Raw genomic sequence first — 26,615 nt, 5'->3', positions numbered from 1 at the left:
TTTTAAACCACGCACACGGGTGTCGGCGTGTCTCCGCCACCATTTACGTGTCGTGCCCCGGGCACCCGTGCCGCGTCGTGCCCCGGCGGCACCCGGGCACCCAGGGCGAGCGGCACCCGGGCCGTCAGGTGAAGCGGAACCAGCGCAGCGCCCCCAGCGCGCCGAGCGCCCCCCACGCGACCAGCACGGCCATCCCGAACCAGTCCGCCGACAGGGTCATCGCCCGGGAGAGCGCCTCGGTGAGCGCGCCCGATGGCGTCAACCGGGCCGCCCATTTGACGCCGGCCGGGATCACCCCGCTGTCCACGGTCAACGCGCCCAGGCCGGCGAAGACGAACCACATCAGGTTGGCCAGCGCGAGCACGATCTCGGCCCGCAGCGTCCCGCCGAGCAGCAGGCCCAGGGCCGCGAACACCGCGGTGCCCAGCGCGATCACCGCCGCACCCAGCGCCAGCGCGGCCAACGCCGGCCGCCATCCCAGCGCAAAACCGATGGCCCCCAACAGGATTGCCTGCAAGAACACCACCGTGACGACGGCCAGCGACTTGCCCGCGATGATGCCCCACACGGGAAGTGGTGTCGCCCCAAGACGTTTCAGCGCGCCGTAGCGGCGGTCGAAGGCCACCGCGATGGCCTGCCCGGTGAACGCGGTGGAGATCACGGCCAGCGCCATGATGACCGGGGTGAAGGTGGCGGCGCGGCGCTGGCCGAACGAGCCCAGCGGCAACAGGGTGAGCCCCACCAGCAGCGTGATCGGGATGAACATGGTCAGCAGCAGCTGCTCGCCGTTGCGCAGCAACAGCTTGAGCTCCAAACCGTATTGCGCGGCAAGCATTTTCGGCACCGCACTGGGCCGCGGGTTGGGGGTGAAGGTGCCCACGGGGAAGACGCCGGAATCGGTCACTGCCGTAGCTTTCTGCCGGTGAGGTCGAGAAACACATCCTCGAGGCTGCGTTGTTCGACGCGCATGTCGGTGGCCAGCACGTCGATCCGGGCGCACCACGCCGTGACCGTGGCCAGCACCTGGGGGTCGACCGGGCCCTCGACCAGATACTCGCCCGGTGTCAGCTCGGTGGCCTTGTAGTCCTCGGGCAGGGCGGCGCTCAGCAGCGACAGGTCCAGCCGCGGCGGTGCGCTGAACCGCAACTGGTCCTTGGCTCCGCTGCGCATCAACTCCGCGGGCGTGCCCGCAGCCACCGTCGCCCCGTGGTCGATGATCACCAGCCGGTCGGCCAGCTCCTCGGCTTCCTTGAGTTGATGCGTGGTCAGCACCACGGTCACCCCGTCGCGGCGCAGCGCGTCGATCAGTTCCCACACCAGCAGCCGGGCGTGTGCGTCCATGCCCGCGGTGGGCTCGTCGAGGAACACCAGCTCGGGCCGCCCGACCAGCGCACAGGCCAGCGCCAGCCGCTGCTGCTGGCCGCCGGAGAGTCGCCGATAGGTGGTGCGGGCGGCGTCGGTCAGGCCCAGCGTGTCCAGCAGCCAGGCCGGGTCCAGCGGGTCGGCGGCGTAGGCGGCCACCAGGTTGAGCATTTCGCCGGCGCGCGCCGCGGGATAGCCGCCGCCGCCCTGCAGCATCACCCCGATCCGCGGCCGCAGCCGGGCGTTGTCGGCGATCGGGTCCAGGCCGAGCACCTCGAGGGTGCCGGCGTCCGGGCGCACGAAGCCCTCGCACATCTCGACCGTCGTGGTCTTGCCCGCCCCGTTGGGGCCGAGCAGCGCCAGCACCTCGGCGGCGTGCACCTCGAGGTCGAGATCGCGGACCGCCGTGGTGGATCCGTAGTGCTTGCTGACCCCGCGCAGCCGCACGACCGTTTCAGGAACGTCCGCGCTCACGTGGAATCAGCGTAGGCGTCATGCGCCGGCGCCGGCCGGGGGGTCGACGAGGACCGCGCGGGGGCCACCGGGTCGATCACCGGTTGGCCGTCGGGCGCCCGCTGCGGCGCCGGCAGCGGCCGCCACGGCAGCCGGGTGTAGGTCAGCGCGATCAGCACCGCCACGATGACGGTGCTGGCCAGGGTGGCGTCGACGATCTGGAACAGGGCGAACCGGTCGCCGTTGGCGGTGGGGCCGAAGATGCCGACCACCAGGCTGATCACGATGGCGGCCACCCGGAAACCGGTGCGGGTCGCCCAGGCGGCCAGCGGGATGATCGCCCACAGCAGATACCAGGGCTGCACGACGGGAAACAGCAGCACGGTGACGCCCAGCGCGACGCCCAGCCCACCGATCGGGTGCAGCCGGCCGCGGAACACGGCCAGCAGCAGCCAGCCCACCATGACCGTGATGATCAGCACACCGATCGCGCGGGTCAGCCCCAGCACCGCGGTGGTGTGATCGCCCAGGCCCAGCAGGATGCCGACCTGCCCGGTGCCCAGCGCCAGCAGCGTCGGCGGCGACATCCAGCTGCGCACCACGTTGGCGGTGCCCAGCGTGTAGACCCAGCCGAACCCGAGCCCGCTGGCCCAGCCGACCAGCGCCATCACCGCCAGCGACAGCGCCGCCATGCCGCCGCCGGCCAGCAGCAGCGCGCGCAGGTTGCCACCGCACCGGTAGGCCAGCGCCATCGTGACGAAGCCCAGCGCCAGCAGCGACGGCAGCTTCACCTGCGACGACAGCGTGATCAGCACGGCGCCGGCCAGCAGCATGCCCAGCGGCTCCCAGTCCGGGCCGGGCCGCAGCGAGTGCGGCAGCAGCCGCGCGGAATCGATTCCGCGCAGCGCGAATTCGGCCCCGGCCAGCATCAGCCCGAGCATCAGCGCCTCGTTGTGCACGCCGGCCACCAGGTGCATGATCAGCAGCGGGTTGGCCGCGCCCAGCCACAGCGCGCTCACCTCGGCGACGCCGCAGCGCCGGGCCAGGCGGGGCGTCGCCCACACGATCAGCCCCACCCCGATCAGCTCGACCAGCCGGTGACACAGCACCGCGGCGACGATGTTCTCCCCGGTGATCGCCGAGATGCCCCGCCCGATCCACAGGAACAGCGGGCCGTACGGGGCGGGCGTCTCGCGCCACAGCGTGGGCACCGACAGCGTGAAGATGTGCGACAGCCCCAGCCCGGAGGCCGGGCCGACCCGGTACGGGTCGAGCCCCTCCAGCGAGATCTGGCTCTGCGCCAGATAGGAGTAGACGTCCTTGCTGTACATGGGCGGGGCGATCAGCAGCGGCAGCACCCACAGCAGCAGGGTGCGGTCGAGGTCGCCGCGCGACATCCGGCGGGTGCCCAGCGCGAACCGGCCGAGCATCAGCCAGGCCAGCGCCATCATCACCGCGCCGGTGGTGGTCATGGTCAGCGACACGGTCTGGATGCGCGACGGCAGGTTCAGCAGCCGCACGCCGAATGTGGGGTCCTGCACCACGGGCCGGGCCCCGGCGCCCAGCGCGCCGATCGCCATCAGCATGGTGCCGCTGGCGCCGAACAGCCGGGTGCGGCGCAGCGCGGTGAGCTCGGTATCGTTCAGCGGCGAGCCCACTGCCTGCTCGTCGCCGTGCAGACTCGCGATCGACGAGCTCAGCGTGTGGTGGCGGGCTGCCATCAGTGCAGCCTATCCGGTGTGACCAGGGCAACCGTCCACCCAGGGCACCCTTGCTAGACCGATCCCCGGAATTGCGTCACACTGGTGTTGTGAAAATCCGAACCAGCTTCGATGACGCTGCCGTGGGCGCGGCGGGCGCGGCTGTGCCGGATGGTCACACCCGCCGCGCCATCGTGCGCCTGCTGCTGGAATCCGGGTCGATCACCGCCGGCGAGATCGGTGACCGGCTGGGTCTGGCGGCCGCCGGGGTGCGGCGCCACCTCGACGCGCTGATCGAGGCGGGCGACGCCGAGTCCATCGCACCCGCGGCGTGGCAGCACGCGGGTCGCGGCCGTCCGGCCAAGCGCTACCGGTTGACGTCGGCCGGCCGGGCCAAGCTCGACCACGCCTACGACGATCTGGCCGCCGCGGCCATGCGCCAGCTGCGTGAAATCGGCGGTGAGGAGGCGGTTCAGGCGTTCGCCCGGCAGCGCATCGACGCCATTCTGGCCGGTGTCTCCGGCGCCGCCAGCGCGGCCGACGACGACATCGAGGCGGCCGCCCAGCGGATCGCCACCGCGCTGACCAAGGCGGGGTATGTCGCCACCACCACGCAGGTCGGCGGGCCGATCCACGGCGTGCAGATCTGCCAGCATCACTGCCCGGTGTCGCACGTCGCCGAGGAGTTCCCGGAGCTGTGCGACGCCGAACAGCAGGCGATGGCCGAGGTGCTGGGCACCCATGTCCAGCGGTTGGCGACCATCGTCAACGGCGACTGCGCGTGCACCACGCACGTGCCGCTGGCTCAGACAGCCAAGGCGCCCAGCCCGCGCCGCCACACCACGAGCAACAAAGGAGCGTCCCTATGACCCTCACGCCCGAGGCCAGCAAGACGGCCGTCGCGCCGCTGACCCAGGAAGAGGCGATCGCTTCGCTGGGGCGGTACGGCTACGGCTGGGCGGACTCCGACGTCGCAGGCGCCAGCGCACAGCGCGGCCTGTCCGAGGCCGTCGTCCGCGATATCTCGGCGAAGAAGAACGAGCCCGAGTGGATGCTGCAGACCCGGCTGAAGGCGCTGCGCATCTTCGAGCGCAAGCCGATGCCGACCTGGGGCTCGAACCTGGACGGCATCGACTTCGACAACATCAAGTACTTCGTGCGCTCCACCGAGAAGCAGGCCGCCAGCTGGGAGGACCTGCCCGAGGACATCCGCAACACCTATGACCGGCTGGGCATCCCGGAGGCCGAGAAGCAGCGGCTGGTCGCCGGGGTGGCGGCCCAGTACGAGTCCGAGGTGGTCTACCACCAGATCCGCGAGGACCTGGAAGCCCAGGGCGTCATCTTCATGGACACCGACACCGGTCTGCGCGAACACCCCGAGATCTTCCAGGAGTACTTCGGCACCGTGATCCCGGCCGGGGACAACAAGTTCTCCGCGCTGAACACCGCGGTGTGGAGCGGCGGTTCGTTCATCTACGTGCCGCCGGGCGTGCACGTGGACATCCCGCTGCAGGCCTACTTCCGGATCAACACCGAGAACATGGGCCAGTTCGAGCGGACGCTGATCATCGCCGACGAGGGCTCCTACGTGCACTACGTGGAGGGCTGCACGGCGCCGATCTACAAGTCCGACTCGCTGCACTCGGCGGTCGTCGAGATCATCGTGAAACCCAATGCGCGCGTTCGGTATACGACCATCCAGAACTGGTCGGGCAACGTCTACAACCTGGTCACCAAGCGGGCCCGGGCCGAGGCCGGCGCCACCATGGAGTGGATCGACGGCAACATCGGGTCGAAGGTCACCATGAAGTACCCGGCGGTGTGGATGACCGGCGAGCACGCCAAGGGCGAGGTGCTCTCGGTGGCCTTCGCCGGCGAGGACCAGCACCAGGACACCGGCGCGAAAATGCTGCACCTGGCCCCGAACACGTCGAGCAACATCGTGTCCAAGTCGGTGGCCCGCGGCGGCGGCCGCACCTCCTACCGCGGCCTGGTCCAGGTGAACAAGGGCGCGCACGGATCGCGTTCCAGCGTGAAATGCGATGCGCTGCTGGTGGATACGATCAGCCGCAGCGACACCTACCCGTACGTCGACATCCGCGAGGACGACGTCACTATGGGGCACGAGGCCACCGTGTCCAAGGTCAGCGAGAACCAGCTGTTCTACCTGATGAGCCGCGGGCTGACCGAGGACGAGGCGATGGCGATGGTGGTGCGTGGCTTCGTCGAGCCGATCGCCAAGGAGCTGCCCATGGAGTACGCGCTGGAGCTCAACCGGCTGATCGAGCTGCAGATGGAAGGCGCGGTCGGGTAGTGACGAATCTGACTGAAGCGGTTGAGGGTTCGTCCCTGGCCGCCGCGAACAAGGGGGAGCTGTTCGCCTCCTTCGACGTGGACGCCTTCGAGGTGCCGCACGGCCGCGACGAGATCTGGCGGTTCACCCCGCTGCGCCGGCTGCGCGGCCTGCACGACGGCTCGGCGCCCGCCACCGGCAAGGCCGAGGTCAGCGTCGGAGAGCAACCCGGCCTGCGGGTACAGACCGTGAGCCGCGGCGACGAGCGGCTGGGCCAGGGCGGCATCCCGACGGACCGTGTTGCCGCGCAGGCGTTTTCGTCGTTCAACTCCGCGACCCTGATCACCGTGCAGCGTGACACCCAAATCGCCGAGCCGATCGGCGTCACCGTCACCGGGCCCGGGGAGGGGGCGGTGGCCTACGGGCACCTGCAGATCCGCGTCGAAGAGCTCGCCGAGGCGGTGGTGGTGATCGACCACCGCGGCAGCGGAACCCTCGCCGACAACGTCGAATTCGTCGTCGACGACGCCGCCCGGCTCACCGTGGTGTGGCTGGCCGACTGGGCCGACGACGCCGTGCACGTCAGCATGCACCACGCCCGGCTGGGCAAGGACGCGGTGCTGCGCCACGTCGCGGTCACCCTCGGCGGTGAGGTGGTGCGGTTGACCGCCAATGTGCGCTACACGAGCACCGGCGGCGACGCCGAGCTGTTGGGCCTGTACTTCGCCGACGACGGCCAGCACCTGGAGTCGCGGCTGCTGGTCGACCACGCGCAGCCGGACTGCAAATCCAACGTGCTGTACAAGGGTGCGCTGCAAGGCGATCCGGCCTCCGCGCTGCCCGACGCGCACACGGTGTGGGTGGGCGACGTGTTGATCCGCGCCGAGGCCACCGGCACCGACACCTTCGAGGTGAACCGCAACCTGGTGCTCACCGACGGCGCGCGTGCCGACTCGGTGCCCAACCTGGAGATCGAGACCGGCGAGATCGCCGGGGCCGGACACGCCAGTGCCACCGGCCGTTTCGACGACGAGCAGCTGTTCTACCTGCGCTCCCGCGGCATCCCCGAAGAGCAGGCGCGGCGCCTGGTGATCCGCGGCTTCTTCGCCGAAATCATCTCCAAGATCGCGGTGCCCGAGATCCGGGAACGCCTCACCGCAGCCATCGAACACGAACTGGCCTTCACCGAATCGAGAGCAACAGCTTCATGACCACTCTGGAAATCAAAGACCTGCACGTCAGCGTCGTGAACCCGAACGCCGCCGAATCCGAGCGCGAGATCCCCATTCTCAACGGGGTCGACCTGACGGTGAAATCCGGTGAGACGCATGCCTTGATGGGCCCCAACGGCTCGGGCAAGTCGACGCTGTCCTACGCCATCGCCGGTCACCCCAAGTACACGGTGACCTCCGGCTCCATCACCCTGGACGGCCAGGACGTGCTGGCGATGAGCATCGACGAGCGCGCCCGCGCCGGCATCTTTCTGGCCATGCAGTACCCCGTCGAGGTGCCCGGCGTCTCGGTGTCGAACTTCCTGCGCTCGGCGGCGACCGCGGTGCGCGGCGAGGCCCCCAAACTGCGGCACTGGGTCAAAGAGGTCAAGGCGGCCATGGGTGCCCTCGAGATCGACCCCGCGTTCGCCGAGCGCAACGTCAACGAGGGCTTCTCCGGCGGGGAGAAGAAGCGCCACGAGATCCTGCAGCTGGAGCTGCTCAAGCCCAAGATCGCCATCCTCGACGAGACCGACTCGGGGCTCGACGTCGACGCGCTGCGGGTGGTCAGCGAGGGCGTCAACCGCTACGCGCAGGCCGAGCACGGCGGCATCCTGCTGATCACCCACTACACCCGCATCCTGCGCTACATCCACCCCGAATACGTGCACGTCTTCGTCGGCGGCCGGATCGCCGAATCCGGTGGCTCGGAGCTGGCCGACGAACTCGAGCAGAACGGCTACGTGCGCTTCACCCAAGCGGCGGCAGCGGGGGCGTAAGCATGACGGCGACACAACTGGATGTGGCCGCGATCCGCGCCGATTTCCCCATTCTGAAACGGATCATGCGCAGCGGAAACCAGTTGGCGTACCTGGATTCCGGTGCGACGTCGCAACGCCCACTGCAGGTGCTCGACGCCGAGCGGGAATTCCTGCTGACCTCCAACGGCGCCGTGCACCGCGGTGCGCACCAGCTGATGGAGGAGTCCACCGACGCCTACGAGCAGGGCCGCGCCGACATCGCGGCGTTCGTCGGCGCCGACCCGGACGAGCTGGTGTTCACCAAGAACGCCACCGAGGCGCTCAACCTGGTGTCGTACGTGGTGGGGGACAACCGTTTCGAGCGGGCCGTCGGCCCCGGTGACGTGATCGTCACCACCGAGCTGGAGCATCACGCCAACCTGGTGCCGTGGCAGGAGTTGGCCCGGCGCACCGGGGCGAGCCTGCGCTGGTACGGCGTCACCGACGACGGGCGGATCGACCTGGACTCGTTGCAGCTCGACGAGCGGGTCAAAGTGGTTGCCTTCAGCCATCATTCGAACGTGACCGGGGCGGTGGCGCCGGTGGCCGAGCTGGTGGGGCGGGCCCGCGCGGTGGGCGCGCTGACGGTGCTGGACGCCTGTCAGTCGGTGCCGCACCAGCCGGTGGACTTCCACGCGCTCGACGTCGACTTCGCCGCGTTCTCCGGGCACAAGATGTTGGGCCCCAACGGGATCGGCGTGCTCTACGGGCGCCGCGAGGTGTTGTCGCAGCTGCCGCCGTTCCTCACCGGTGGCTCGATGATCGAGACCGTGACCATGGAGTCCTCCAGCTACGCGCCGGTGCCGCAGCGGTTCGAGGCCGGCACCCCGATGGCCTCCCAGGTGGTCGGGTTGGCCGCGGCCGCCCGCTATCTCGGCGCCCTCGGCATGGACGCCGTGCAGGCCCACGAGGAGCGGCTGGTCGCCGCGGCCATCGAGGGCCTGTCCGGTATCGACGCGGTCCGCATCGTCGGGCCGACGTCGACCGAAAACCGTGGCTCGCCGGTGTCTTTCGTCGTCGACGGGGTGCACGCGCACGATGTCGGGCAGGTGCTCGACGACGAGGGCGTGGCGGTGCGGGTGGGCCACCACTGCGCGCTGCCGCTGCACCGCCGGTTCGGATTGGCGGCCACCGCCCGGGCGTCGTTCGCGGTGTACAACACCGCCGAGGAGGTCGACCGCCTGGTGGCGGGTGTGCGCCGCGCCCTGGACTTCTTCGGCGGAGCGTGAGCCGTGCGTCTGGAACAGATGTATCAGGACGTGATCCTCGATCACTACAAGCACCCGCAGCATCGCGGGTTGCGGGAACCGTTCGGCGCCGAGGTGTTTCACGTCAACCCGGTCTGCGGTGACGAGGTCACCCTGCGGGTGACGCTGTCCGACGACGGCGAGACCGTCGCCGACGTCTCCTATGACGGCCAGGGCTGCTCGATCAGCCAGGCGGCCACCTCGGTGCTCACCGAGCAGGTGATCGGCCGCAGCGTCGAGGAGGCGCTCGACACCATCGGTGCGTTCGCCGAGATGGTGTCCTCGCGCGGCGCTGTCGAGGGCGACGAGGACGTGCTCGGCGACGGGATCGCGTTCGCCGGAGTGGCCAAATACCCGGCCCGGGTGAAATGCGCGCTGCTGGGCTGGATGGCGTGCAAAGACGCGCTGGCCCAAGCCTATTCGAGAAGAGAGGTGACCGATGAGCGAAACCACCGCGCCGGATGACGAACTGCTCGCCGACGTCGAGGAGGCGATGCGCGACGTCGTCGACCCCGAACTAGGCATCAACGTCGTCGACCTGGGGCTCGTCTACGGGCTCAACGTCGAGGAGGGCGACGAGGGAACGGTCGCCCTGATCGACATGACGCTGACGTCGGCGGCCTGCCCGCTGACCGACGTCATCGAGGACCAGTCGCGCAGCGCGCTGGTGGGCGCCGGCCTGGTCGACGACCTGCGGATCAACTGGGTGTGGAACCCGCCGTGGGGCCCGGACAAGATCACCGACGAGGGCCGCGAGCAGCTGCGCGCGCTCGGCTTCACCGTCTAGAACCGTCTAAAGCAGCCCGCCTGAACAGCCGCTAAAGGTGCAGCGGCAGGTGTGGCAGGTGCAGGTGGTGGTGCGGATGCCCCATCGGCGGGCAGGTCTCGAGGCTGATCATCGTCGCGTGCAGCACCCCGCCGTCTTGAGTTCCATTGGCCCCCAAGCACTTTCCATTCGTGATCGCCTGGGCGTCCGACGGCGTCTGCTTCTGGTATGACGTCGAGTCGGCGACGGTCACGTTGGTGGGGCCGCCGGGGCGCAGGCCGGTGACGGCGATGGTGTTGCCGTCCACCGAGGCGACCGTGCCGAAGAACCCGGTCGGCGGCGGGCATTTGCCGTCCGCGGCCGGGGTCACCGTCACCGACTGCGCGGTGATCGCGCCGGGCGGCGGCGCGCTCTGCGGGGTGGCGCGCACGTTCACGCAGCTGCCGGGCGTCACGTCGGCCAGCTTCGCCGGGCCGACCTGAACCACCCGCGTCTGCGGGGTGTAGTCCACGGTGGCCGAGCCGGTGCGGGTCCGCAGCGCGATGGTGCCGTCCGAATTCGACTGGACCATGCCCTCGACGTAGTCCCTGCCCGCCGGCGGCGGCGCCGGTGACGCGGGGGGCGCCGCGCTGGGTGCCGGCGGCGGGACGGCGGTGACGGCCGGCGGGGCGCTGCTGCTCGACGAGTCGTGCGAGGGCCCGCACATGGCCACCCCGAACACGATGAGGGCGATCACCGCGCCGATCGCGATCTGCGTCCGCCGCGGCTTCAACGAAAGGGCAGGCACAGACTCTTCTCCGATCGCGCGGTTCGCCGTCGTCAGCAAGTACCCCCGCCGGCCGCGGTTCTCACGCCGCGGCCGGCAGAAGTGACGGCAGTCTCAGGCGGGGCCGGCCGGGCTCATCCGCCGTGGCCGGGCTGCTTGGGCTTGCCGCACTTGCCGTCGACGGCCTGACGTAGCTGAATGCTGGTCGCCTGCAGTGCGCCGCCGCTGTCGTTGGTTCCGCGCGCGGACAGGCATTTGCCGGGCGTGATCGCGTCGGTGTTGGCCGACGACTGCTTGGTGTATTTGGTCTTGTCGTCGACCGTCACGGTGGTCTGGGTGGTGTTGCCGCTGGGGTCGGTGCCGGTGACGTTGATGGTGTTACCGGAGACCGAGGCCACCGAGCCGCGGACCAGGGCCGGCTTGGCGGGCGCCTGCGACGGCGGCAGCGACGGGGCCGGGCTGCTGGATCCGCCCGGGGTGGGCTGGTGCGGCTTCGGGCAGGCGCCGTTGACGGACTGGCTGATCTTGACCGATGCGGCGGTGACCGGCTGGCCGGGCGCCGAGCCCTCGGTCGGCTTGACGCTGACGCAGCTGCCCGGGGTGACGTCGGGCAGCCCGGCCGGGACCGCCTCGGTGATCTTGGTGGTGGAGGTGAAGTTCACCGCGGCGGTGCCGTTGTCTTCCTTGGTGACCTGGATGGAGTTGCCCGCCACCGACGCGATCAGGCCGCTGACCTTCGCTTCGGCGTTCGGGGCGGCGGAGGTGCTGGTCGAGGTGACCGTGGAGGTCGAGGTGGACGTCGAGGTGGGGCTGGACTTGTTCGACGTGCCGCAGGCGGACAGGGACACCGCGGTGGCTCCCGCCACGGCGAACACCGCGACGCGGGCGAGCCCGTGACAGCTGGCAGACATCAAGGTTTCTCCAATCGCCGGTTTAACACCAACGTCATGGTTTACCCGCTGAAACTGTGCCTAACCTGTGGGTTCGCCGCCGGAGCTGCTCAGAACGCCGCTTCGGGCAGCTTCATGATCTCGTCGTCGATGGCTTCGATGATGCCGCGCAGCCCGCTCAGCCGCGGCAGCATGTTCTTGGCGAAGAACGCCGCGGTCGCGATCTTGCCCCGGTAGAACGCCTCGTCGTCGCCGCCGGCGCCGGCCGCCAGCGCGCGCTGTGCGACGTCGGCGTGCACCAGCAACCGCCACCCGATCAGCAGATCGCCGACCGCGAGCAGATAGCGCACAGAGGCCAGCCCCACCTTGTAGATGTCGGTCGGCTGCTCGGCCGCCGACATCAGGTAGCCGGTCAGCGCACCCGTCATCGCCGTGACGTCGTCGAAGGCGGTCTGCAGCAGCTCGGCGATCGGCCGCAGCGCCTCGTCGCAGTCGTCGACGGTCGCGGTGATCTGAGCCGTCACGAACTGCAGGGCCTGGCCGCGGTCGCGCACGATCTTGCGGAAGAAGAAGTCGAGCGCCTGGATGGCGGTGGTGCCCTCGTACAGCGAGTCGATCTTGGAGTCGCGGATGTACTGCTCGAGCGGGTAGTCCTGCAAGAAGCCCGAACCGCCCAGCGTCTGCAGCGACTCGGTCAGCACCTCGTAGGCCCGCTCCGAGCTCACCCCTTTCACGATCGGCAGCAGCAGATCGTCGACCCGGTGCGCCATGTCGTGATCGGCACCCGAAACACGTTGCGCCACTTGATCATCCTGATGTGCGGCGGCGTACATGTAGAGCGCGCGCAGGCCCTCGGCATACGCCTTCTGGGTCATCAGGCTGCGACGCACGTCGGGGTGGTGGATGATGGTGACCCGCGGCGCGGTCTTGTCGGCCATCTGCGTCAAGTCCGCGCCCTGCACCCGCTCCTTGGCGAACGCCAGCGCGTTGAGGTAGCCGGTGGACAGCGTGCCGGCGGCCTTGACCCCGATCGTCATCCGCGCCTGCTCGATCACGGTGAACATCTGCGCGATACCGCGGTGCACGTCGCCGACCAGGTAGCCGACGGCGGGCACATCCGTTGCGCCGAAAGTCAATTCGCAGGTGGGGGAGGACTTGATGCCCATCTTGTGTTCCACGCCGGTGACGAAAACCCCGTTGCGCGGCCCCAATTCGAACGTCTCCGGGTCGAACAGGTACTTGGGCACGTAGAACAGGCTCAGCCCCTTGGTGCCCGGGCCGGCGCCCTCGGGGCGCGCCAGCACCAGGTGGAAGATGTTCTCGGCGGTGTCGCCCACATCCCCGCCGGAGATGAAACGCTTGACGCCCTCGATGTGCCAGGTGCCGTCGGGTTGTTCGATGGCCTTGGCCCGGCCGGCGCCGACGTCGGAGCCGGCGTCGGGTTCGGTGAGCACCATGGTGGCCGCCCAGCCGCGCTCCACACCCTCGGCGGCCCAGCGCCGCTGCTGCTCGTTGCCCTCTAAGTACAACGCCTGGGACATGAACGGGCCCAGGCAGAAGAAGTTCGCCGACGGGTTGGCGCAGATCAGCATCTCGTTGACCGCCCACGCCAGCGGCGGCGGGGCGGGCATCCCGCCGATCTCCTCGGCCATGCCCAGCCGCCACCAGCCGGCCTCCTTGAGCGCGGCCACCGTCTTGGCCAGCTCCTCGGGCACGGTGATGGCGTGCTCGGCCGGGTCGAACACCGGCGGGTTGCGGTCGGCGAAGGCGAAGGTCTCGGCCACCGGGCCTTCGGCCAGGCGCGCGGCCTCGGCCAGAATGGTGCGTGCCGTCTCCTCGTCGAGGTCGCCGTAGCCTCCGCTGCCCAGCACGGCGCCGACATCGAGGACCTCGAACAGGTTGAACTCGAGATCACGAACGTTAGCGATGTAGTGGCCCAACGTGATTCCCTCACTGCTCGTTGCGGGCGGCGGAGCGTCAGGCTCAGTCTGTCGGACGCGAGAAAACGTACGCAACCGTAACCAGGCCGGCGCCGCTCAGGTCCGGGAACATCGGGTGGCCGCCGCGCGTTGGGAGCAAATGTGACAACAGTCGATCTCACCGCCGAGAAATTCAACGAAACCATCGAGGGCAACGACATCGTGCTCGTCGACTTCTGGGCGTCCTGGTGCGGCCCCTGCCGCCAGTTCGGGCCCACTTTCCAGGCGTCGTCAGAGAAACACCCCGACATCGTGCACGCCAAGGTCGACACCGAGGCCGAACAGCAGCTGGCCGCGGCCGCCCAGATCCGGTCCATTCCCACGCTGATGGCCTTCAAGAAGGGCAAACTGCTGTTCAACCAGCCCGGCGCGCTGCCGCCCGCCGCTCTGGAAGACCTGGTGCAGCAGGTCCGCGCATTCGACGTGGACGCGGCCATCGCCGAGCAAGGCGAATAACCCGACGCGCTACCGTGCACGGGTGAGTTTGGTACTGGTAGACCACCCGCGGCCCGGCGTCGCGCTGATCACCCTCAATCGCCCCGAGCGGATGAACTCCATGGCGTTCGACGTCATGGTCCCGCTCAAGGAGGCCCTGCAGAAGGTCACCTACGACAACGCGGTGCGGGTGGTCGTGCTGACCGGGGCCGGCCGCGGCTTCTCCTCGGGCGCCGACCACAAGTCCGCGGGCACGGTGCCCCACGTCGAGGGGCTGACCCGGCCCACTTATGCGCTGCGGTCCATGGAGATCCTCGACGAGGTCATCCTGGCGCTGCGCCGGCTGCATCAACCGGTGATCGCCGCGGTCAACGGCCCGGCCATCGGCGGCGGCCTGTGCCTGGCGCTGGCCGCCGACATCCGGGTGGCCTCCACCAGCGCCTACTTCCGCGCCGCGGGCATCAACAACGGGCTCACCGCCAGCGAGCTGGGCCTGTCCTACCTGCTGCCGCGGGCGATCGGGTCGTCGCGGGCCTTCGAGATCATGCTGACCGGCCGCGACGTCACCGCCGAAGAGGCCGAGCGGATCGGCCTGGTGTCCTGCCAGGTGCCCGAGGAGCAACTGCTGGACACCTGCTACGCCATCGCCGCGCGGATCGCGGCGTTCTCCCGGCCGGGAATCGAGTTGACCAAGCGCACGCTGTGGAGTGGACTGGACGCCGGTAGCCTGGAAGGGCACATGCAAGCCGAGGGCTTGGGACAGCTTTTCGTCCGCCTGCTCACCGCCAACTTCGAGGAAGCGGTTGCCGCGCGCGCGGAACGACGGCCGCCGGTGTTCACCGACGACAAATAGTTTTTCAGTTCAGGAGAGCGATCGTGATCACGGCCACGGACCTCGAGGTCCGCGCGGGCGCGCGCATCCTGCTCTCACCCGACGGGCCCGACCTACGCGTGCAGCCCGGCGACCGGATCGGGTTGGTCGGCCGCAACGGCGCCGGCAAGACCACCACCCTGCGCATCCTGGCGGGGGAGACCGAGCCGTACGCCGGGACGATCGCCCGCAGCGGCGAAATCGGTTATCTGCCACAGGATCCCAAAGAGGGCGACCTGGACGTGCTGGCCCGCGACCGGGTGCTGTCGGCGCGCGGGCTGGACGTGTTGCTCACCGACCTGGAAAAGCAGCAGGCGTTGATGGCCGAGGTCGCCGACGACGACGCCCGCGACCGCGCGATCCGCCGGTACGGCCAGCTCGAGGAGCGTTTCGTGGCCCTGGGCGGCTACGGCGCCGAGAGCGAGGCCAGCCGCATCTGCGCCAGCCTCGGCCTGCCGGAACGGGTGCTGACGCAGCAGCTGCGCACCCTGTCCGGCGGGCAGCGCCGCCGGGTGGAGCTGGCCCGCATCCTGTTCGCCGCCGCTGAGGGTGGGGCCACCGGTTCTGGTTCGGCGACCACGCTGCTGCTCGACGAGCCGACCAACCACCTGGACGCCGATTCGATCGGCTGGCTGCGCGACTTCCTGCGGGCCCACACCGGCGGGCTGGTGATCATCAGCCACAACGTCGAGCTGCTCGCCGACGTCGTCAACCGGGTCTGGTTTTTGGACGCGGTGCGCGGCGAGGTCGACGTCTACAACATGAGCTGGCAGAAGTACCTCGACGCGCGGGCCACCGACGAACAGCGCCGCCGCCGGGAACGCGCCAACGCCGAACGCAAGGCCGCCGCGCTGCGCACCCAGGCCGCCAAGCTGGGCGCCAAGGCCACCAAAGCCGTTGCGGCACAGAACATGTTGCGTCGCGCCGACCGGATGATGGCCGCGCTCGACGAGGAGCGCGTCGCCGACAAGGTGGCCCGCATCAAGTTCCCCACGCCGGCGGCCTGCGGGCGCACCCCGCTGACCGCCACCGGGCTGAGCAAGTCCTACGGGTCGCTGGAGGTGTTCAGCGGGGTGGACCTGGCCATCGACCGCGGCTCCCGGGTGGTGGTGCTGGGCCTCAACGGCGCCGGCAAGACCACCCTGCTGCGCCTGCTGGCCGGCGCCGAGACGCCCGACACCGGACGGATCGAGCCCGGACACGGTTTGCGGATCGGCTATTTCGCGCAGGAACACGACACGCTGGACAACGATGCGACCGTCTGGCAGAACATCCGCCACGCCGCACCGGATTCCGGCGAGCAGGACCTGCGCGGCCTGCTGGGGGCGTTCATGTTCAGCGGGCCCCAACTCGACCAACCGGCCGGCACGCTGTCCGGCGGCGAGAAGACCCGGCTGGCGCTGGCCGGTCTGGTCGCGTCGACCGCCAACGTGTTGCTGCTCGACGAGCCGACCAACAACCTCGATCCCGCCTCGCGCGAGCAGGTGCTCGACGCGCTGCGCAGCTACACCGGCGCTGTGGTGCTGGTGACGCACGACCCGGGCGCCGCCGAGGCCCTCGACCCGCAGCGGGTGGTGCTGTTGCCCGACGGCACCGAGGACTACTGGTCCGACGAATACCGCGATCTCATCGAGCTCGCCTGATCTGACGGCACGCCGCCGCAGGCGATTCGGCGAAATCCGCCCGCACCCGGCGACGGCTTTCTACTCTAGGGGCTTGCGATGTGTCCGGGCGTCGGAGGAGCCATGAGAAGAACAGTGCAGCGGTCGGCCAACTCGCGCGACCAGTTGTTGGACGAGCTACGTCACGCCTACGAAAGCGGCGCCAGCATCCGCAGTCTGGTCGCGCGGACCGGCCGGTCCTACGGGTCGATTCACAGCATGCTGCGCGAGTCGGGGACCACGATGCGCAGCCGCGGCGGGCCCAACCGCACGGCCAAGGCGGCGCGCGCCTAGCCCGGCCGGGAGTCGTTGCGCCGCACCGAGTTTTCCACCAGGTCCAGCACCGCGGACAGCCGCTGCGGATCCTCGCCGGACGCCAACCGGGCCACCAGCCCGTCGAGCACCAACTCCAGGTAGCACTGCAGCACATCGCCGGGCACGTCGTCGCGCACCCGGTGCGCCTCGGTCTGCCGACGCAGCCGGTCGGTGGTCGCGGCCGCCAGTTCGGCGGAGCGTTCCGCCCAGCCGCGGCTGAACGCCGGATCGTTGCGCAGCTTGCGGGCGATCTCCAATCTGGTGGCCAGCCAGTCGAACTGGTCGGGCGCGGCCAGCATGTCGCGCATCACCTGGATCAGCCCGGCCCGCGACGCCACCTCGGCCATCCGCTCGGCGTCCTCGTGGGCGAGGGCGAAAAACAGCGCGTCCTTGTCCCGGAAGTGGTGGAAGATCGCGCCGCGCGACATCCCGATGGCCTGCTCCAGCCGGCGCACCGTGGCCTTGTCGTAGCCGAATTCGGCGAAGCAGCGGCGGGCGCCGTCGAGGATCTGGCGGCGCCGGGCCGCCAGATGGTCCTCGCTGACTTTTGGCATCTAGCTGGGCATCCGGCAGGGAGTCGTCGGCCGGGTCAGCCGGACTTGAGCATGTTGCGCAGCACGTACTGCAGGATGCCGCCGTTGCGGTAGTAGTCCGCCTCACCGGGGGTGTCGATGCGCACCACCGCATCGAATTCGACTGCGTCCGAACCGTTTTTGCTCGCCTTGACGTGCACCGTCTTCGGTGTCTTGCCCTTGTTGAGCTCTTCGATGCCGGTGATGTCGAACACCTCGGTGCCGTCCAGCCCCAGGTCCTTGGCCGATTTGCCGTCCGGGAACTGCAGCGGGATCACACCCATCCCGATCAGATTGGAGCGGTGGATCCGTTCGAACGACTCGGCGATCACCGCGCGTACGCCCAGCAGCCGGGTGCCCTTGGCCGCCCAGTCTCGCGACGAGCCGGACCCGTATTCCTTGCCGCCCAGCACCACCAGCGGAATGTTCTGTGCCGCATAGTTTTGCGCCGCGTCGTAGATGAACGCCTGCGGACCGCCGTCCTGGGTGAAGTCGCGGGTGTAGCCGCCGGCCACGTCGTCGAGCAGCAGGTTGCGCAGCCGGATGTTGGCGAACGTGCCGCGGATCATCACCTCATGGTTGCCGCGCCGCGAGCCGAAGGAGTTGTAATCCTTGCGGTCCACGCCGTGCTCGTCGAGGTACTGCGCCGCCGGGGTGCCCGGCTTGATGCTGCCGGCGGGGGAGATGTGGTCGGTGGTCACCGAGTCGCCCAGCAGCGCCAGCACCCGCGCGCCGGAGATGTCGGCGACCGGCTCGGGCTCGGCCGGCATGCCCTCGAAGTACGGCGGCTTGCGCACGTACGTCGAATCCGGGCTCCACTCAAAGGTATTGCCGCTCGGGGTGGGCAGGTTGCGCCAGCGCTCGTCACCCTTGAAGACGTCGGCGTAGTTCTTGGTGAACATCTCGGAGTTGATCGCCGATGCGATGGTGTCCGAGACGTCCTTCTGCGACGGCCAGATGTCCTTCAGGTAGACGTCGTTGCCGTCCTTGTCCTTGCCCAGCGGCTGCTTTTCGAAGTCGAAGTCCATGGTGCCGGCCAGCGCGTAGGCCACCACCAGCGGCGGCGATGCCAGGTAGTTCATCTTCACGTCCGGGTTGATGCGGCCCTCGAAGTTGCGGTTACCCGAGAGCACCGCGGTCACCGACAGGTCGTTGTCGTTGATGGCCTTCGAGATCTCCTCGGGCAGCGGACCGGAGTTGCCGATGCAGGTGGTGCAGCCGTAGCCGACCAGATAGAAGCCGAGCTTCTCCAAATACGGCCACAGGCCGGCCTTGTCGTAGTAGTCGTGGACCACCTGCGAGCCCGGCGCCATCGTGGTCTTCACCCACGGCTTGGAGGCCAGCCCCTTCTCAACGGCGTTGCGCGCCAATAGCGCCGCGCCCAGCATCACCTCGGGGTTGGAGGTGTTGGTGCACGACGTGACCGCGGCGATCACCACCGCGCCGTGGTCGAGCACGAACTCGCCCAGCTCGTCGGAGCGGACCGTCACCGGGTTGCTCGGGCGGCCGTTGGCGTGCGCGGCGGCCGACTGCACCGCGGGCAGGTCGTCGGCGTGGCCGTTGGACGGCGCCCCCGGGTCGCTGGCCGGGAACGTCTCGTCGACCACCTCGTCCAGCTTCGAGTAGCCCTGCTGCCCGTCGCCGTCGCCGACGTAGCTGGGGATCTGCTCGCGGAAGACGGACTTGGCCTGCGACAACGCAATTCGGTCCTGGGGGCGCTTGGGCCCGGCGATCGAGGGCACCACCTGGGACAGGTCGAGCTCCAGGTACTCCGAGAAGGCCGGCTCGTGGGCGGGGTCGTGCCACAGGCCCTGCTCTTTGGCGTAGGTCTCGACCAGCGCCACCTGCTCGGCGTTGCGGCCGGTGAACTTCAGGTAGTCGATGGTTTCCTGGTCGATCGGGAAAATCGCTGCGGTGGAACCGAATTCGGGGCTCATGTTGCCCAGGGTGGCGCGGTTGGCCAGCGGCACCTCGGCCACCCCCTCGCCGTAGAACTCGACGAACTTGCCGACCACGCCGTGCTTGCGCAGCATCTCGGTGACGGTCAGCACCACGTCGGTGGCCGTCACGCCGGGCTGGATCTCACCGGTCAGCTTGAAGCCGACCACCCGCGGGATCAGCATCGACACCGGCTGGCCGAGCATCGCGGCCTCGGCCTCGATGCCGCCGACGCCCCAGCCCAGCACGCCCAGGCCGTTGACCATCGTGGTGTGCGAGTCGGTGCCCACGCAGGTGTCCGGATAGGCCACCCCGTCGCGCTCCATCACCACCCGGGCCAGGTACTCGATGTTCACCTGGTGCACGATCCCGGTGCCCGGCGGCACCACCTTGAAGTCGGAGAAGGCGCCCTGCCCCCAGCGCAGGAACTGGTAGCGCTCGCCGTTGCGCTGGTATTCGATCTCGACGTTGCGCTCGAACGCGTCGGCCGTGCCGAACAGGTCGGCGATCACCGAGTGGTCGATCACCAGGTCGGCCGGCGCGAGCGGGTTGACCTTCTCCGGGTTGCCGCCCAGGTCGGCGATCGCCTCCCGCATGGTGGCCAGGTCGACGATGCACGGCACCCCGGTGAAGTCCTGCATCACCACCCGGGCGGGCGTGTACTGGATTTCAATGCTGGGCTCCGCCTTGGGATCCCAGTTCGCGATGGCCTCGATGTGGTCTTTGGTGATGTTGCTGCCGTCCTCGTTGCGCAGCAGGTTCTCGGCCAGCACCTTGAGGCTGTAGGGAAGCTTCTCGGTATTGGGGACGGCGTCGAGGCGATAGATCTGGTAACTCTTGTCGCCGACCTTGAGGGTGTTGCGGGCTCCGAACGAGTTCACAGAATCAGTCACTTCAACTCCCAAGGATTTAGTTCTTCCGCCGACGGGCCGTGTCGGCGACGGTGCCAACTTTAACAGTACGCTTGTCCTGCATTACGTCGGCGGTCCTGATCTCAGTCTTATCGCCGTTCCCGCCGGTTTAAACCCCCGTTCGGCCCCGAATGCCCGCCGAGCGTCACACTAGAGTGACCGCCGGGGCCGAGCGTCACGCCAGCGTGACCGCCGCAGCAGGAGGGACGACGATGACCGGGCACGATTCTGCGCCACCGCTCTACATTCCGGTGGACGTCGACATGACGATGGTCAAGGCTGCGGTCGCGGCCACCGGGGTCAGCGCGCCGCCGGCCGCCATGCCCGGCCTGCTCGAGGTGGTCAACCAGGCCCGCGCCGAGGGCATTAACCTCAAAATCGTGCTGCTGGACCACAATCCGCCCAACGACACCCCGCTGCGCGACATCTCGACGGTGGTCGGCGCGGACTACCACGACGCCACGGTGCTGACCCTCAGCCCCAATTACGTCGGCAGCTACAGCACCCAGTTCCCGCGCGTCACCCTCGAGGCGGGCGAGGACATCGCCAAGACCGGCAACCCGGTGGTCTCGGCGCAGCACTTTCTGCACGAGCTCGACACGCCCGAGTTCCCCTGGACCGGGCTGACCATCTTCCTGTTGATCGCGGTCTTCGCGGCGGCCGTCGGCACCCGCGTGCTGCAGGTCCGCAGCAGGCGCGCAGCAACGCCGCCCGATGCGGCCGGCGCCGACACCGTGACGCCGACAAACACCGCGTAGCACGCCCGTCCGGCTTCGGGCCGCAACCGGCCCGCCGCGCCGCGGCAAACCCGGCAGATAACCGTTCGGTCACATTAAACGCACGTAGAGAGTGCGATTTCGGTGGAGCGTTTGCGCGCCCAATTGTGTGACGTACGGTGCAAATGATGCTGGTGTTGTCTTTGGTGCCTAACGATTATTCCGTGGTCGGCGCCACCCGTTGCGTTGAGCCGTAGGAGACCTGAGTCGAATGAGACGCACACGCTGGGGGTCTTCCGCGCGGCCGGCCGCGAGGCTGGTTCGGCCCGTCGTGCCGTCGGTGTTGAGCGTGGCCCTGCTGATCTGCACCCCGGGCCTGGCGCAGGCTGATCCCGCCGCCGACAACCTGGCCGCCCTGATCGCCAACGTCGCCAAGGCCAACCAGCGCCTGCAGAACCTCAGCGCCGAAATCCAGACCGAGCAGGAAAGCGTCAACAAGGCGCTGGTCGACGTGGAGACCGCCCGGGACAACGCGGCCGCCGCCCAGCACGACCTGGAGGCCAGCCAGCAAGCGGTCAAGGACGCCAACGCCGCCATCGCCGGCGCGCAGCGCCGCTTCGACACGTTTGCCGCGGCGGCCTACATGAACGGCCCGTCGAACAGCTACCTGACCGCACGCAACCCCGACGACATCATCGCCACCGAGGCCGCCGCCAAGACCCTGACCGCCAGCTCGCAGACGGTGATGGCCAAGCTGCAGCAGGCCCGCACCGAGCAGGTCAACAGGGAGTCGGCGGCGCGGCTGGCCAAGCAGAACGCCGACAAGGCCGCCGCCGACGCCAAGGCCAGCCAGGACGCCGCGGTGGCCGCACTGACCAACTCCCGGCAGAAGTTCGACGAGCAGCGCGAACAGATGATCCGGCTGGCCACCGAGCGGGACCAGGCCCAGGCCAAGCTGGAGGCGGCCAAACGTCAGCTGTCCACCCCGGGCTCGGGCGACCGCTGGGAGACGGGATCGGCGGGCGCGCCGGCGCCGTCCGCGGGCCGGCAATGGGACGGCGCCTGGGACCCCACCCTGCCGATGATCCCGAGCGCCAACGTTCCCGGCGACCCGATCGCAGTGATCAACCAGGTGCTGGGCATCTCGGCCACCTCGACCCAGGTCACCGCCGGTCTCGGCCGTAACTTCCTGCAGCAGCTCGGCATCCTCAAGCCCGACGACACCGGCATCACCAACGCGGCGCCCGGCGGGGTCGGGGCGCGCATCCCGCGGGTGTATGGGCGCCAGGCGACGGAGTACGTGATCCGTCGCGGCATGTCGCAGATCGGGGTGCCCTACTCCTGGGGCGGCGGCAACGCGGCCGGCCCCAGCAAGGGCATCGACTCCGGCGCCAACATCGTCGGCTTCGACTGTTCGGGGCTGGTGCTGTATTCGTTCGCCGGGGTGGGCATCAAGCTGCCGCACTACTCGGGCTCGCAGTACAACCTGGGCCGCAAGATCCCGTCCTCGCAGATGCGCCGCGGCGACGTCATCTTCTACGGCCCGGGCGGCTCCCAGCACGTGACCATCTACCTCGGCGACGGCCAGATGCTCGAGGCGCCCGACATCGGGTTGAAGGTCCGCGTCGCCCCCGTCCGCACCAGCGGCATGACGCCCTACGTGGTCCGTTACATCGAGTGGTGAGCAAGTGAGCAGTGAACGAGGAGCCATGCGCCGCAACCGGTTTCGTCTCATCGTCTTCGCCTGGATCACCGCGATGGTGACCGGGCTGATGTTTTCTGTAGCACCGACGCCGGCCGCGCTGGCCGACCCCGGCGAGTGGGATCCCACCCTGCCGGCCCAGATCAGTGCCGGCGCCCCGGGCGATCCGCTCGCCGTCGCCAACGCCTCGCTGCAGGCCACCGCGCAGGCCACCCAGACCACGCTGAACCTGGGCAAGCAATTCCTCGGCGGGCTCGGCATCAACCTGGGCGGCAACGACGCGCCCGCGGCCGCGGCCACCCCGTCCAACCCGGGCGGCAAGATCCCGCGGGTCTACGGCCGGCAGGCCATCGAGTACGTGATCAAGCGGATGGGATCACAGATGGGGGTGCCGTACTCGTGGGGCGGCGGCTCGCTGGACGGTCCCAGCAAGGGCGTCGGCGACGGCGCCAACATCACCGGGTTCGACTGCTCGGGGCTGATGCGCTACGGCTTCGCCGGGGTCGGCGTGCTGATCCCGCGGTTCTCCGGCGACCAGTACAACGCCGGGCGTCACATCCCGCAGGACCAGGCCCGCCGCGGCGACCTCATCTTCTACGGCCCGGGCGGTTCCCAGCACGTCACCATGTACCTGGGCAACGGGCAGATGCTCGAGGCGTCCGGCAGCGCCGGCAAGGTCACCGTCAGCCCGGTGCGCAAGCCCGGCATGACGCCGTTCCTGACTAGGATCATCGAGTACTGATCGCGGGCCGGCCCGGCCATCGGCTGGGCGAGCGTCGACGGAATTCGGCGGGCCTGGAATAGTTGGACGAGGGCACGTCGCTGCCCGGCAGTCGTGTCCGATTGAGCTCTGGAGGGTTATCGATGACAGCAGCAGGTGGGCCGCCGCCAGGCGCCGGCGGTTACTCGGGCCCGGGCGGGCAGTCCGGCCCGGGCGCGCACGAAGCGCCGACCGGCGGAGCCGGCGCCGGCAATGGCCTGGCCGCCGAGGTGCAGACCCTGGAACGGGCCATCTTCGAGGTCAAACGCATCATCGTGGGCCAGGATCAGCTCGTCGAGCGGATGCTGGTCGGCCTGCTGTCCAAGGGGCACGTGCTGCTCGAGGGTGTGCCCGGCGTCGCCAAGACGCTGGCTGTCGAGACCTTCGCGAAGGTGGTGGGCGGGACGTTCGCGCGCATCCAGTTCACCCCCGACCTGGTGCCCACCGACATCATCGGTACCCGCATCTACCGGCAGGGCAAGGAGGAGTTCGACACCGAGCTGGGCCCCGTGGTGGTCAACTTCCTGCTCGCCGACGAGATCAACCGCGCGCCCGCCAAGGTGCAGTCGGCGCTGCTGGAGGTCATGCAGGAACGCCACGTGTCGATCGGCGGTAAGACGTTCCCGCTGCCCAATCCGTTCCTGGTGATGGCGACGCAGAACCCGATCGAGCACGAGGGCGTCTACCCGCTGCCCGAGGCCCAGCGCGACCGCTTCCTGTTCAAGATCAATGTCGGCTACCCGTCGCCGGAGGAGGAGCGCGAGATCATCTACCGGATGGGCGTGCGCCCGCCGGAGCCCAAGCAGATCCTCAACACCGGCGACCTGGTCCGGCTGCAGGACATCGCGGCCAACGTCTTCGTCCACCACGCGCTGGTCGACTACGTGGTGCGGGTGGTCACCGCCACCCGGCACCCCGAACAGCTGGGCATGAACGACGTCAAGACGTGGATCTCGTTCGGCGCCTCGCCGCGCGCCTCGCTGGGCATCATCGCCGGGGCGCGGTCGCTGGCGCTGGTGCGCGGCCGCGACTACGTGATTCCGCAGGACGTCGTGGACGTCATTCCGGACGTGCTGCGGCACCGGCTGGTGCTCACCTACGACGCGTTGGCCGACGAGATCTCGCCGGAGATCGTCATCAACCGGGTGCTGCAGACGGTCGCCCTGCCTCAAGTGAATGCCGTTCCGCAGCAAGGGCATTCGGTGCCCCCGGTGATGCAGCCTGCCGGTGCGGCCAGCGGTCGGTGACCGACCCCAAGAGGCCGGTGCTGCATCCGCCCTCGATGCAGCGCGGGCAGATCGATGACCCGAAGCTGTCGGCGGCGCTGCGCACGCTCGAGCTCACCGTCAAACGCAAGCTCGACGGGGTGCTGCACGGCGACCACCTGGGCCTGATCCCGGGGCCGGGATCCGAGCCGGGGGAGTCGCGCGAGTACCAGCCCGGCGATGACGTGCGGCGGATGGACTGGGCCGTCACCGCGCGCACCACGCATCCGCACGTGCGGCAGATGATCGCCGACCGCGAGCTGGAGACCTGGCTGGTGGTCGACATGTCGGCCAGCCTGGACTTCGGCACCACGGTGTGCGAGAAACGCGACCTGGCGGTGGCGGCCGCGGCCGCGATCACCTTCCTCAACAACGGCGGCGGCAACCGGCTCGGCGCGCTGATTGCCAACGGCGCCACCATGACTCGGGTGCCGGCCCGATCCGGGCGCCAGCACGAGCAGACGCTGCTGCGCACCATCGCGACCACGCCGCGGGCGCCGGTCGGGGTGCGCGGCGATCTGGCGACGGCCATCGACGCGCTGCGCCGTCCGGAACGCCGGCGCGGCATGGCGGTGATCATCAGCGACTTCCTCGGTCCGATCAACTGGCAGCGGCCGCTGCGGGCGATCGCGGCCCGGCACGAGGTGCTGGCCATCGAGGTGCTCGACCCGCGGGACGTCGAACTGCCCGACATCGGCGACGTGGTGCTGCAGGACGCCGAGACGGGCGTGACCCGCGAGTTCACCATCGACGCCCAGCTGCGCGACGACTTCGCCAAGGCCGCCGCGGCGCACCGGGCCGACGTGGCGCGCACCATCCGGAGCTGCGGGGCGCCGATCCTGACGCTGCGCACCGACCGCGACTGGATCGCCGACATCGTGCGGTTCGTGGAATCCCGCCGGCGCGGGGCATTGGCGGGGCGGCAGTGACTCGAATATGAGCCTGCCGTTCCTCGGCCCAATGTCGTTGTCGGGCTTCGAACATTCGTGGTTCTTCCTGTTCCTGCTGGTGGTCGCCGGGCTGGCGGCGCTGTACATCCTGATGCAGTTGGCCCGGCAGCGGCGGATGCTGCGGTTCGCCAACATGGAGCTGCTGGAAAGCGTCGCGCCCAAGCGGCCGTCCACGTGGCGGCATCTGCCGGCGATCCTGCTGGTGGCCTCGCTGGTGCTGTTCACCATCGCGATGGCGGGCCCGACGAACGACGTCCGGATTCCGCGCAACCGCGCGGTCGTAATGCTGGTGATCGACGTGTCGCAGTCGATGCGGGCCACCGACGTCGCGCCCAACCGGATGGCTGCCGCCCAGGAGGCGGCCAAGCAGTTCGCCGACGAGCTGACCCCCGGTATCAACCTGGGGCTGATCGCCTATGCCGGAACCGCGACGGTGCTGGTGTCGCCGACGACCAACCGGGAGGCCACCAAGAACGCGTTGGACAAGCTGCAGTTCGCCGACCGCACCGCCACCGGCGAGGGCATCTTCACCGCCCTGCAGGCGATCGCGACGGTGGGCGCGGTGATCGGCGGCGGCGACAAGCCGCCGCCGGCGCGCATCGTGTTGTTCTCCGACGGCAAGGAGACGATGCCGACCAATCCGGACAACCCGAAGGGCGCCTTCACCGCCGCGCGCACCGCCAAGGATCAGGGCGTGCCGATCTCGACCATCTCGTTCGGCACCCCGTACGGGTTCGTGGAGATCAACGACCAGCGCCAGCCGGTGCCGGTCGATGACGAGACGTTGAAGAAGGTGGCCCAGCTCTCCGGCGGAAACGCTTACAACGCAGCGTCATTGCAGGAGCTGAAGTCGGTGTACGCGACGCTGCAGCAGCAGATCGGCTACGAGACCATCAAGGGCGACGCGAGCGTGGGCTGGGTGCGGCTGGGTGCGCTGGTGCTGGCGCTGGCCGCGCTGACCGCGCTGCTCATCAACCGCCGCCTGCCCACCTAGGTGGGGCGCGCCCGCCGGGCGCGCCCTCTTCGCCGCGCTCGCCGGGCGCGCCCTCTTC

25 protein-coding genes are annotated in these 26,615 nt (G+C 69.4%); 17 read left to right on the top strand and 8 right to left on the bottom strand.

The genetic code is table 11. The features are described 5' to 3' along the window. Positions 1–124 precede the first annotated feature (124 nt). The 3 genes from H7I87_RS03635 to mptB all read right to left on the bottom strand — a co-directional run bounded on the left by H7I87_RS03635 (position 125) and on the right by mptB (position 3,536). Complete coding sequence (locus tag H7I87_RS03635) at positions 125–835, bottom strand: ABC transporter permease (RefSeq protein WP_231113845.1); 711 nt, start codon at positions 833–835, stop codon at positions 125–127. A 65-nt stretch (positions 836–900) separates the two neighbouring features. Further along, a complete protein-coding gene (locus H7I87_RS03630; RefSeq protein ID WP_003876076.1) occupies positions 901–1,836 on the bottom strand; it encodes an ABC transporter ATP-binding protein in 936 nt (311 codons plus the stop codon). Then, the gene (gene mptB / locus H7I87_RS03625) at positions 1,833–3,536 is read right to left on the bottom strand and encodes a polyprenol phosphomannose-dependent alpha 1,6 mannosyltransferase MptB (protein WP_062890696.1); all 1,704 of its coding nucleotides are present in this window, start codon (positions 3,534–3,536) and stop codon (positions 1,833–1,835) included. Before mptB ends, H7I87_RS03630 begins: the two co-directional genes overlap by 4 nt. A gap of 11 nt (positions 3,537–3,547) precedes the next feature. On the opposite strand from mptB, the gene H7I87_RS03620 reads away from it, so the two are divergent. Genes H7I87_RS03620 through H7I87_RS03590 form a run of 7 tightly spaced genes read left to right on the top strand, consistent with a single transcriptional unit; the run spans position 3,548 to position 9,853 of the window. Then, positions 3,548–4,384 (top strand): helix-turn-helix transcriptional regulator, encoded by an 837-nt coding sequence (locus H7I87_RS03620; protein WP_179868890.1) that lies wholly within the window; start codon positions 3,548–3,550, stop codon positions 4,382–4,384. Further along, a complete protein-coding gene (gene sufB, locus H7I87_RS03615) occupies positions 4,381–5,829 on the top strand; it encodes a Fe-S cluster assembly protein SufB (RefSeq protein ID WP_019732424.1) in 1,449 nt (482 codons plus the stop codon). The genes H7I87_RS03620 and sufB overlap by 4 nt, the downstream gene beginning before the upstream one ends. Then, a complete protein-coding gene (gene sufD, locus H7I87_RS03610; protein WP_023871199.1) occupies positions 5,829–7,019 on the top strand; it encodes a Fe-S cluster assembly protein SufD in 1,191 nt (396 codons plus the stop codon). Before sufB ends, sufD begins: the two co-directional genes overlap by 1 nt. Continuing rightward, the gene (gene sufC, locus H7I87_RS03605) at positions 7,016–7,798 is read left to right on the top strand and encodes a Fe-S cluster assembly ATPase SufC (RefSeq protein ID WP_003876081.1); all 783 of its coding nucleotides are present in this window, start codon (positions 7,016–7,018) and stop codon (positions 7,796–7,798) included. The genes sufD and sufC overlap by 4 nt, the downstream gene beginning before the upstream one ends. 2 nt (positions 7,799–7,800) lie before the next feature. Next, positions 7,801–9,048, top strand: coding sequence for a cysteine desulfurase (locus H7I87_RS03600; RefSeq protein ID WP_019732423.1), 1,248 nt, complete (start codon positions 7,801–7,803; stop codon positions 9,046–9,048). A gap of 18 nt (positions 9,049–9,066) precedes the next feature. After that, a complete protein-coding gene (sufU, locus tag H7I87_RS03595) occupies positions 9,067–9,531 on the top strand; it encodes a Fe-S cluster assembly sulfur transfer protein SufU (protein ID WP_031344234.1) in 465 nt (154 codons plus the stop codon). After that, the gene (locus tag H7I87_RS03590; RefSeq protein ID WP_003876084.1) at positions 9,506–9,853 is read left to right on the top strand and encodes a metal-sulfur cluster assembly factor; all 348 of its coding nucleotides are present in this window, start codon (positions 9,506–9,508) and stop codon (positions 9,851–9,853) included. The genes sufU and H7I87_RS03590 overlap by 26 nt, the downstream gene beginning before the upstream one ends. 31 nt (positions 9,854–9,884) lie before the next feature. On the opposite strand, the gene H7I87_RS03585 is transcribed toward H7I87_RS03590, so the two are convergent. The 3 genes from H7I87_RS03585 to H7I87_RS03575 form a co-directional block, all read right to left on the bottom strand. Further along, positions 9,885–10,604, bottom strand: a complete 720-nt coding sequence (locus H7I87_RS03585) for a DUF5666 domain-containing protein (protein ID WP_031347728.1) — start codon at positions 10,602–10,604, stop codon at positions 9,885–9,887. A gap of 128 nt (positions 10,605–10,732) precedes the next feature. After that, on the bottom strand, positions 10,733–11,509 hold the full coding sequence (locus tag H7I87_RS03580) for a DUF5666 domain-containing protein (protein ID WP_011725388.1): 777 nt from the start codon (positions 11,507–11,509) through the stop codon (positions 10,733–10,735). An 89-nt stretch (positions 11,510–11,598) separates the two neighbouring features. Further along, positions 11,599–13,428, bottom strand: coding sequence for an acyl-CoA dehydrogenase (locus tag H7I87_RS03575; protein WP_009977561.1), 1,830 nt, complete (start codon positions 13,426–13,428; stop codon positions 11,599–11,601). A 141-nt stretch (positions 13,429–13,569) separates the two neighbouring features. Here H7I87_RS03575 and trxA point away from each other — a divergent pair, with 141 nt between their 5' ends. The 4 genes from trxA (at position 13,570) to H7I87_RS03555 (ending at position 16,728) form a co-directional block, all read left to right on the top strand. Then, positions 13,570–13,923: a thioredoxin gene (gene trxA / locus H7I87_RS03570; protein WP_003877663.1), complete on the top strand. Its 354-nt coding sequence runs from the start codon at positions 13,570–13,572 to the stop codon at positions 13,921–13,923. Between the two features lie 22 nt (positions 13,924–13,945). Beyond that, on the top strand, positions 13,946–14,755 hold the full coding sequence (locus H7I87_RS03565; RefSeq protein WP_009977560.1) for an enoyl-CoA hydratase: 810 nt from the start codon (positions 13,946–13,948) through the stop codon (positions 14,753–14,755). A gap of 23 nt (positions 14,756–14,778) precedes the next feature. Further along, positions 14,779–16,416 carry an ABC-F family ATP-binding cassette domain-containing protein gene (locus H7I87_RS03560; protein WP_003876090.1) on the top strand — a complete coding sequence of 546 codons (1,638 nt, stop codon included), beginning with the start codon at positions 14,779–14,781 and terminating at the stop codon, positions 16,414–16,416. A gap of 102 nt (positions 16,417–16,518) precedes the next feature. Then, positions 16,519–16,728: a helix-turn-helix domain-containing protein gene (locus tag H7I87_RS03555; protein WP_003876091.1), complete on the top strand. Its 210-nt coding sequence runs from the start codon at positions 16,519–16,521 to the stop codon at positions 16,726–16,728. Here H7I87_RS03555 and H7I87_RS03550 read toward each other — a convergent pair. Together H7I87_RS03550 and H7I87_RS03545 are read right to left on the bottom strand one after the other, a co-directional pair. Then, complete coding sequence (locus tag H7I87_RS03550) at positions 16,725–17,303, bottom strand: TetR/AcrR family transcriptional regulator (RefSeq protein WP_003876092.1); 579 nt, start codon at positions 17,301–17,303, stop codon at positions 16,725–16,727. The genes H7I87_RS03555 and H7I87_RS03550 overlap by 4 nt on opposite strands. Before the next feature lie 35 nt (positions 17,304–17,338). Next, a complete protein-coding gene (locus tag H7I87_RS03545; protein WP_011725387.1) occupies positions 17,339–20,152 on the bottom strand; it encodes an aconitate hydratase in 2,814 nt (937 codons plus the stop codon). Between the two features lie 230 nt (positions 20,153–20,382). Here H7I87_RS03545 and H7I87_RS03540 point away from each other — a divergent pair, with 230 nt between their 5' ends. The 6 genes from H7I87_RS03540 (at position 20,383) to H7I87_RS03515 (ending at position 26,557) form a co-directional block, all read left to right on the top strand. Then, positions 20,383–20,928, top strand: coding sequence for an Rv1476 family membrane protein (locus H7I87_RS03540; RefSeq protein ID WP_011725386.1), 546 nt, complete (start codon positions 20,383–20,385; stop codon positions 20,926–20,928). A 229-nt stretch (positions 20,929–21,157) separates the two neighbouring features. Continuing rightward, on the top strand, positions 21,158–22,570 hold the full coding sequence (gene ripA / locus H7I87_RS03535; RefSeq protein WP_023861230.1) for an NlpC/P60 family peptidoglycan endopeptidase RipA: 1,413 nt from the start codon (positions 21,158–21,160) through the stop codon (positions 22,568–22,570). Between the two features lie 25 nt (positions 22,571–22,595). Then, positions 22,596–23,330: an NlpC/P60 family peptidoglycan endopeptidase RipB gene (ripB, locus tag H7I87_RS03530; protein ID WP_003876096.1), complete on the top strand. Its 735-nt coding sequence runs from the start codon at positions 22,596–22,598 to the stop codon at positions 23,328–23,330. Positions 23,331–23,452: 122 nt separating this feature from the next. Next, positions 23,453–24,595, top strand: a complete 1,143-nt coding sequence (gene moxR1, locus H7I87_RS03525) for a chaperone MoxR1 (RefSeq protein WP_003876097.1) — start codon at positions 23,453–23,455, stop codon at positions 24,593–24,595. Further along, positions 24,592–25,542, top strand: a complete 951-nt coding sequence (locus tag H7I87_RS03520) for a DUF58 domain-containing protein (RefSeq protein ID WP_063967091.1) — start codon at positions 24,592–24,594, stop codon at positions 25,540–25,542. Before moxR1 ends, H7I87_RS03520 begins: the two co-directional genes overlap by 4 nt. A 7-nt stretch (positions 25,543–25,549) precedes the next feature. After that, positions 25,550–26,557, top strand: coding sequence for a VWA domain-containing protein (locus H7I87_RS03515; protein WP_003876099.1), 1,008 nt, complete (start codon positions 25,550–25,552; stop codon positions 26,555–26,557). The last annotated feature ends 58 nt before the right edge of the window (positions 26,558–26,615 follow it).

Source organism: Mycobacterium timonense (assembly GCF_025821985.1).
GTDB lineage: Bacteria > Actinomycetota > Actinomycetes > Mycobacteriales > Mycobacteriaceae > Mycobacterium > Mycobacterium avium.
The sequence above is the reverse complement of the archived record's forward strand: the minus strand, read 5'-3'. Positions and strand labels throughout refer to the sequence as shown.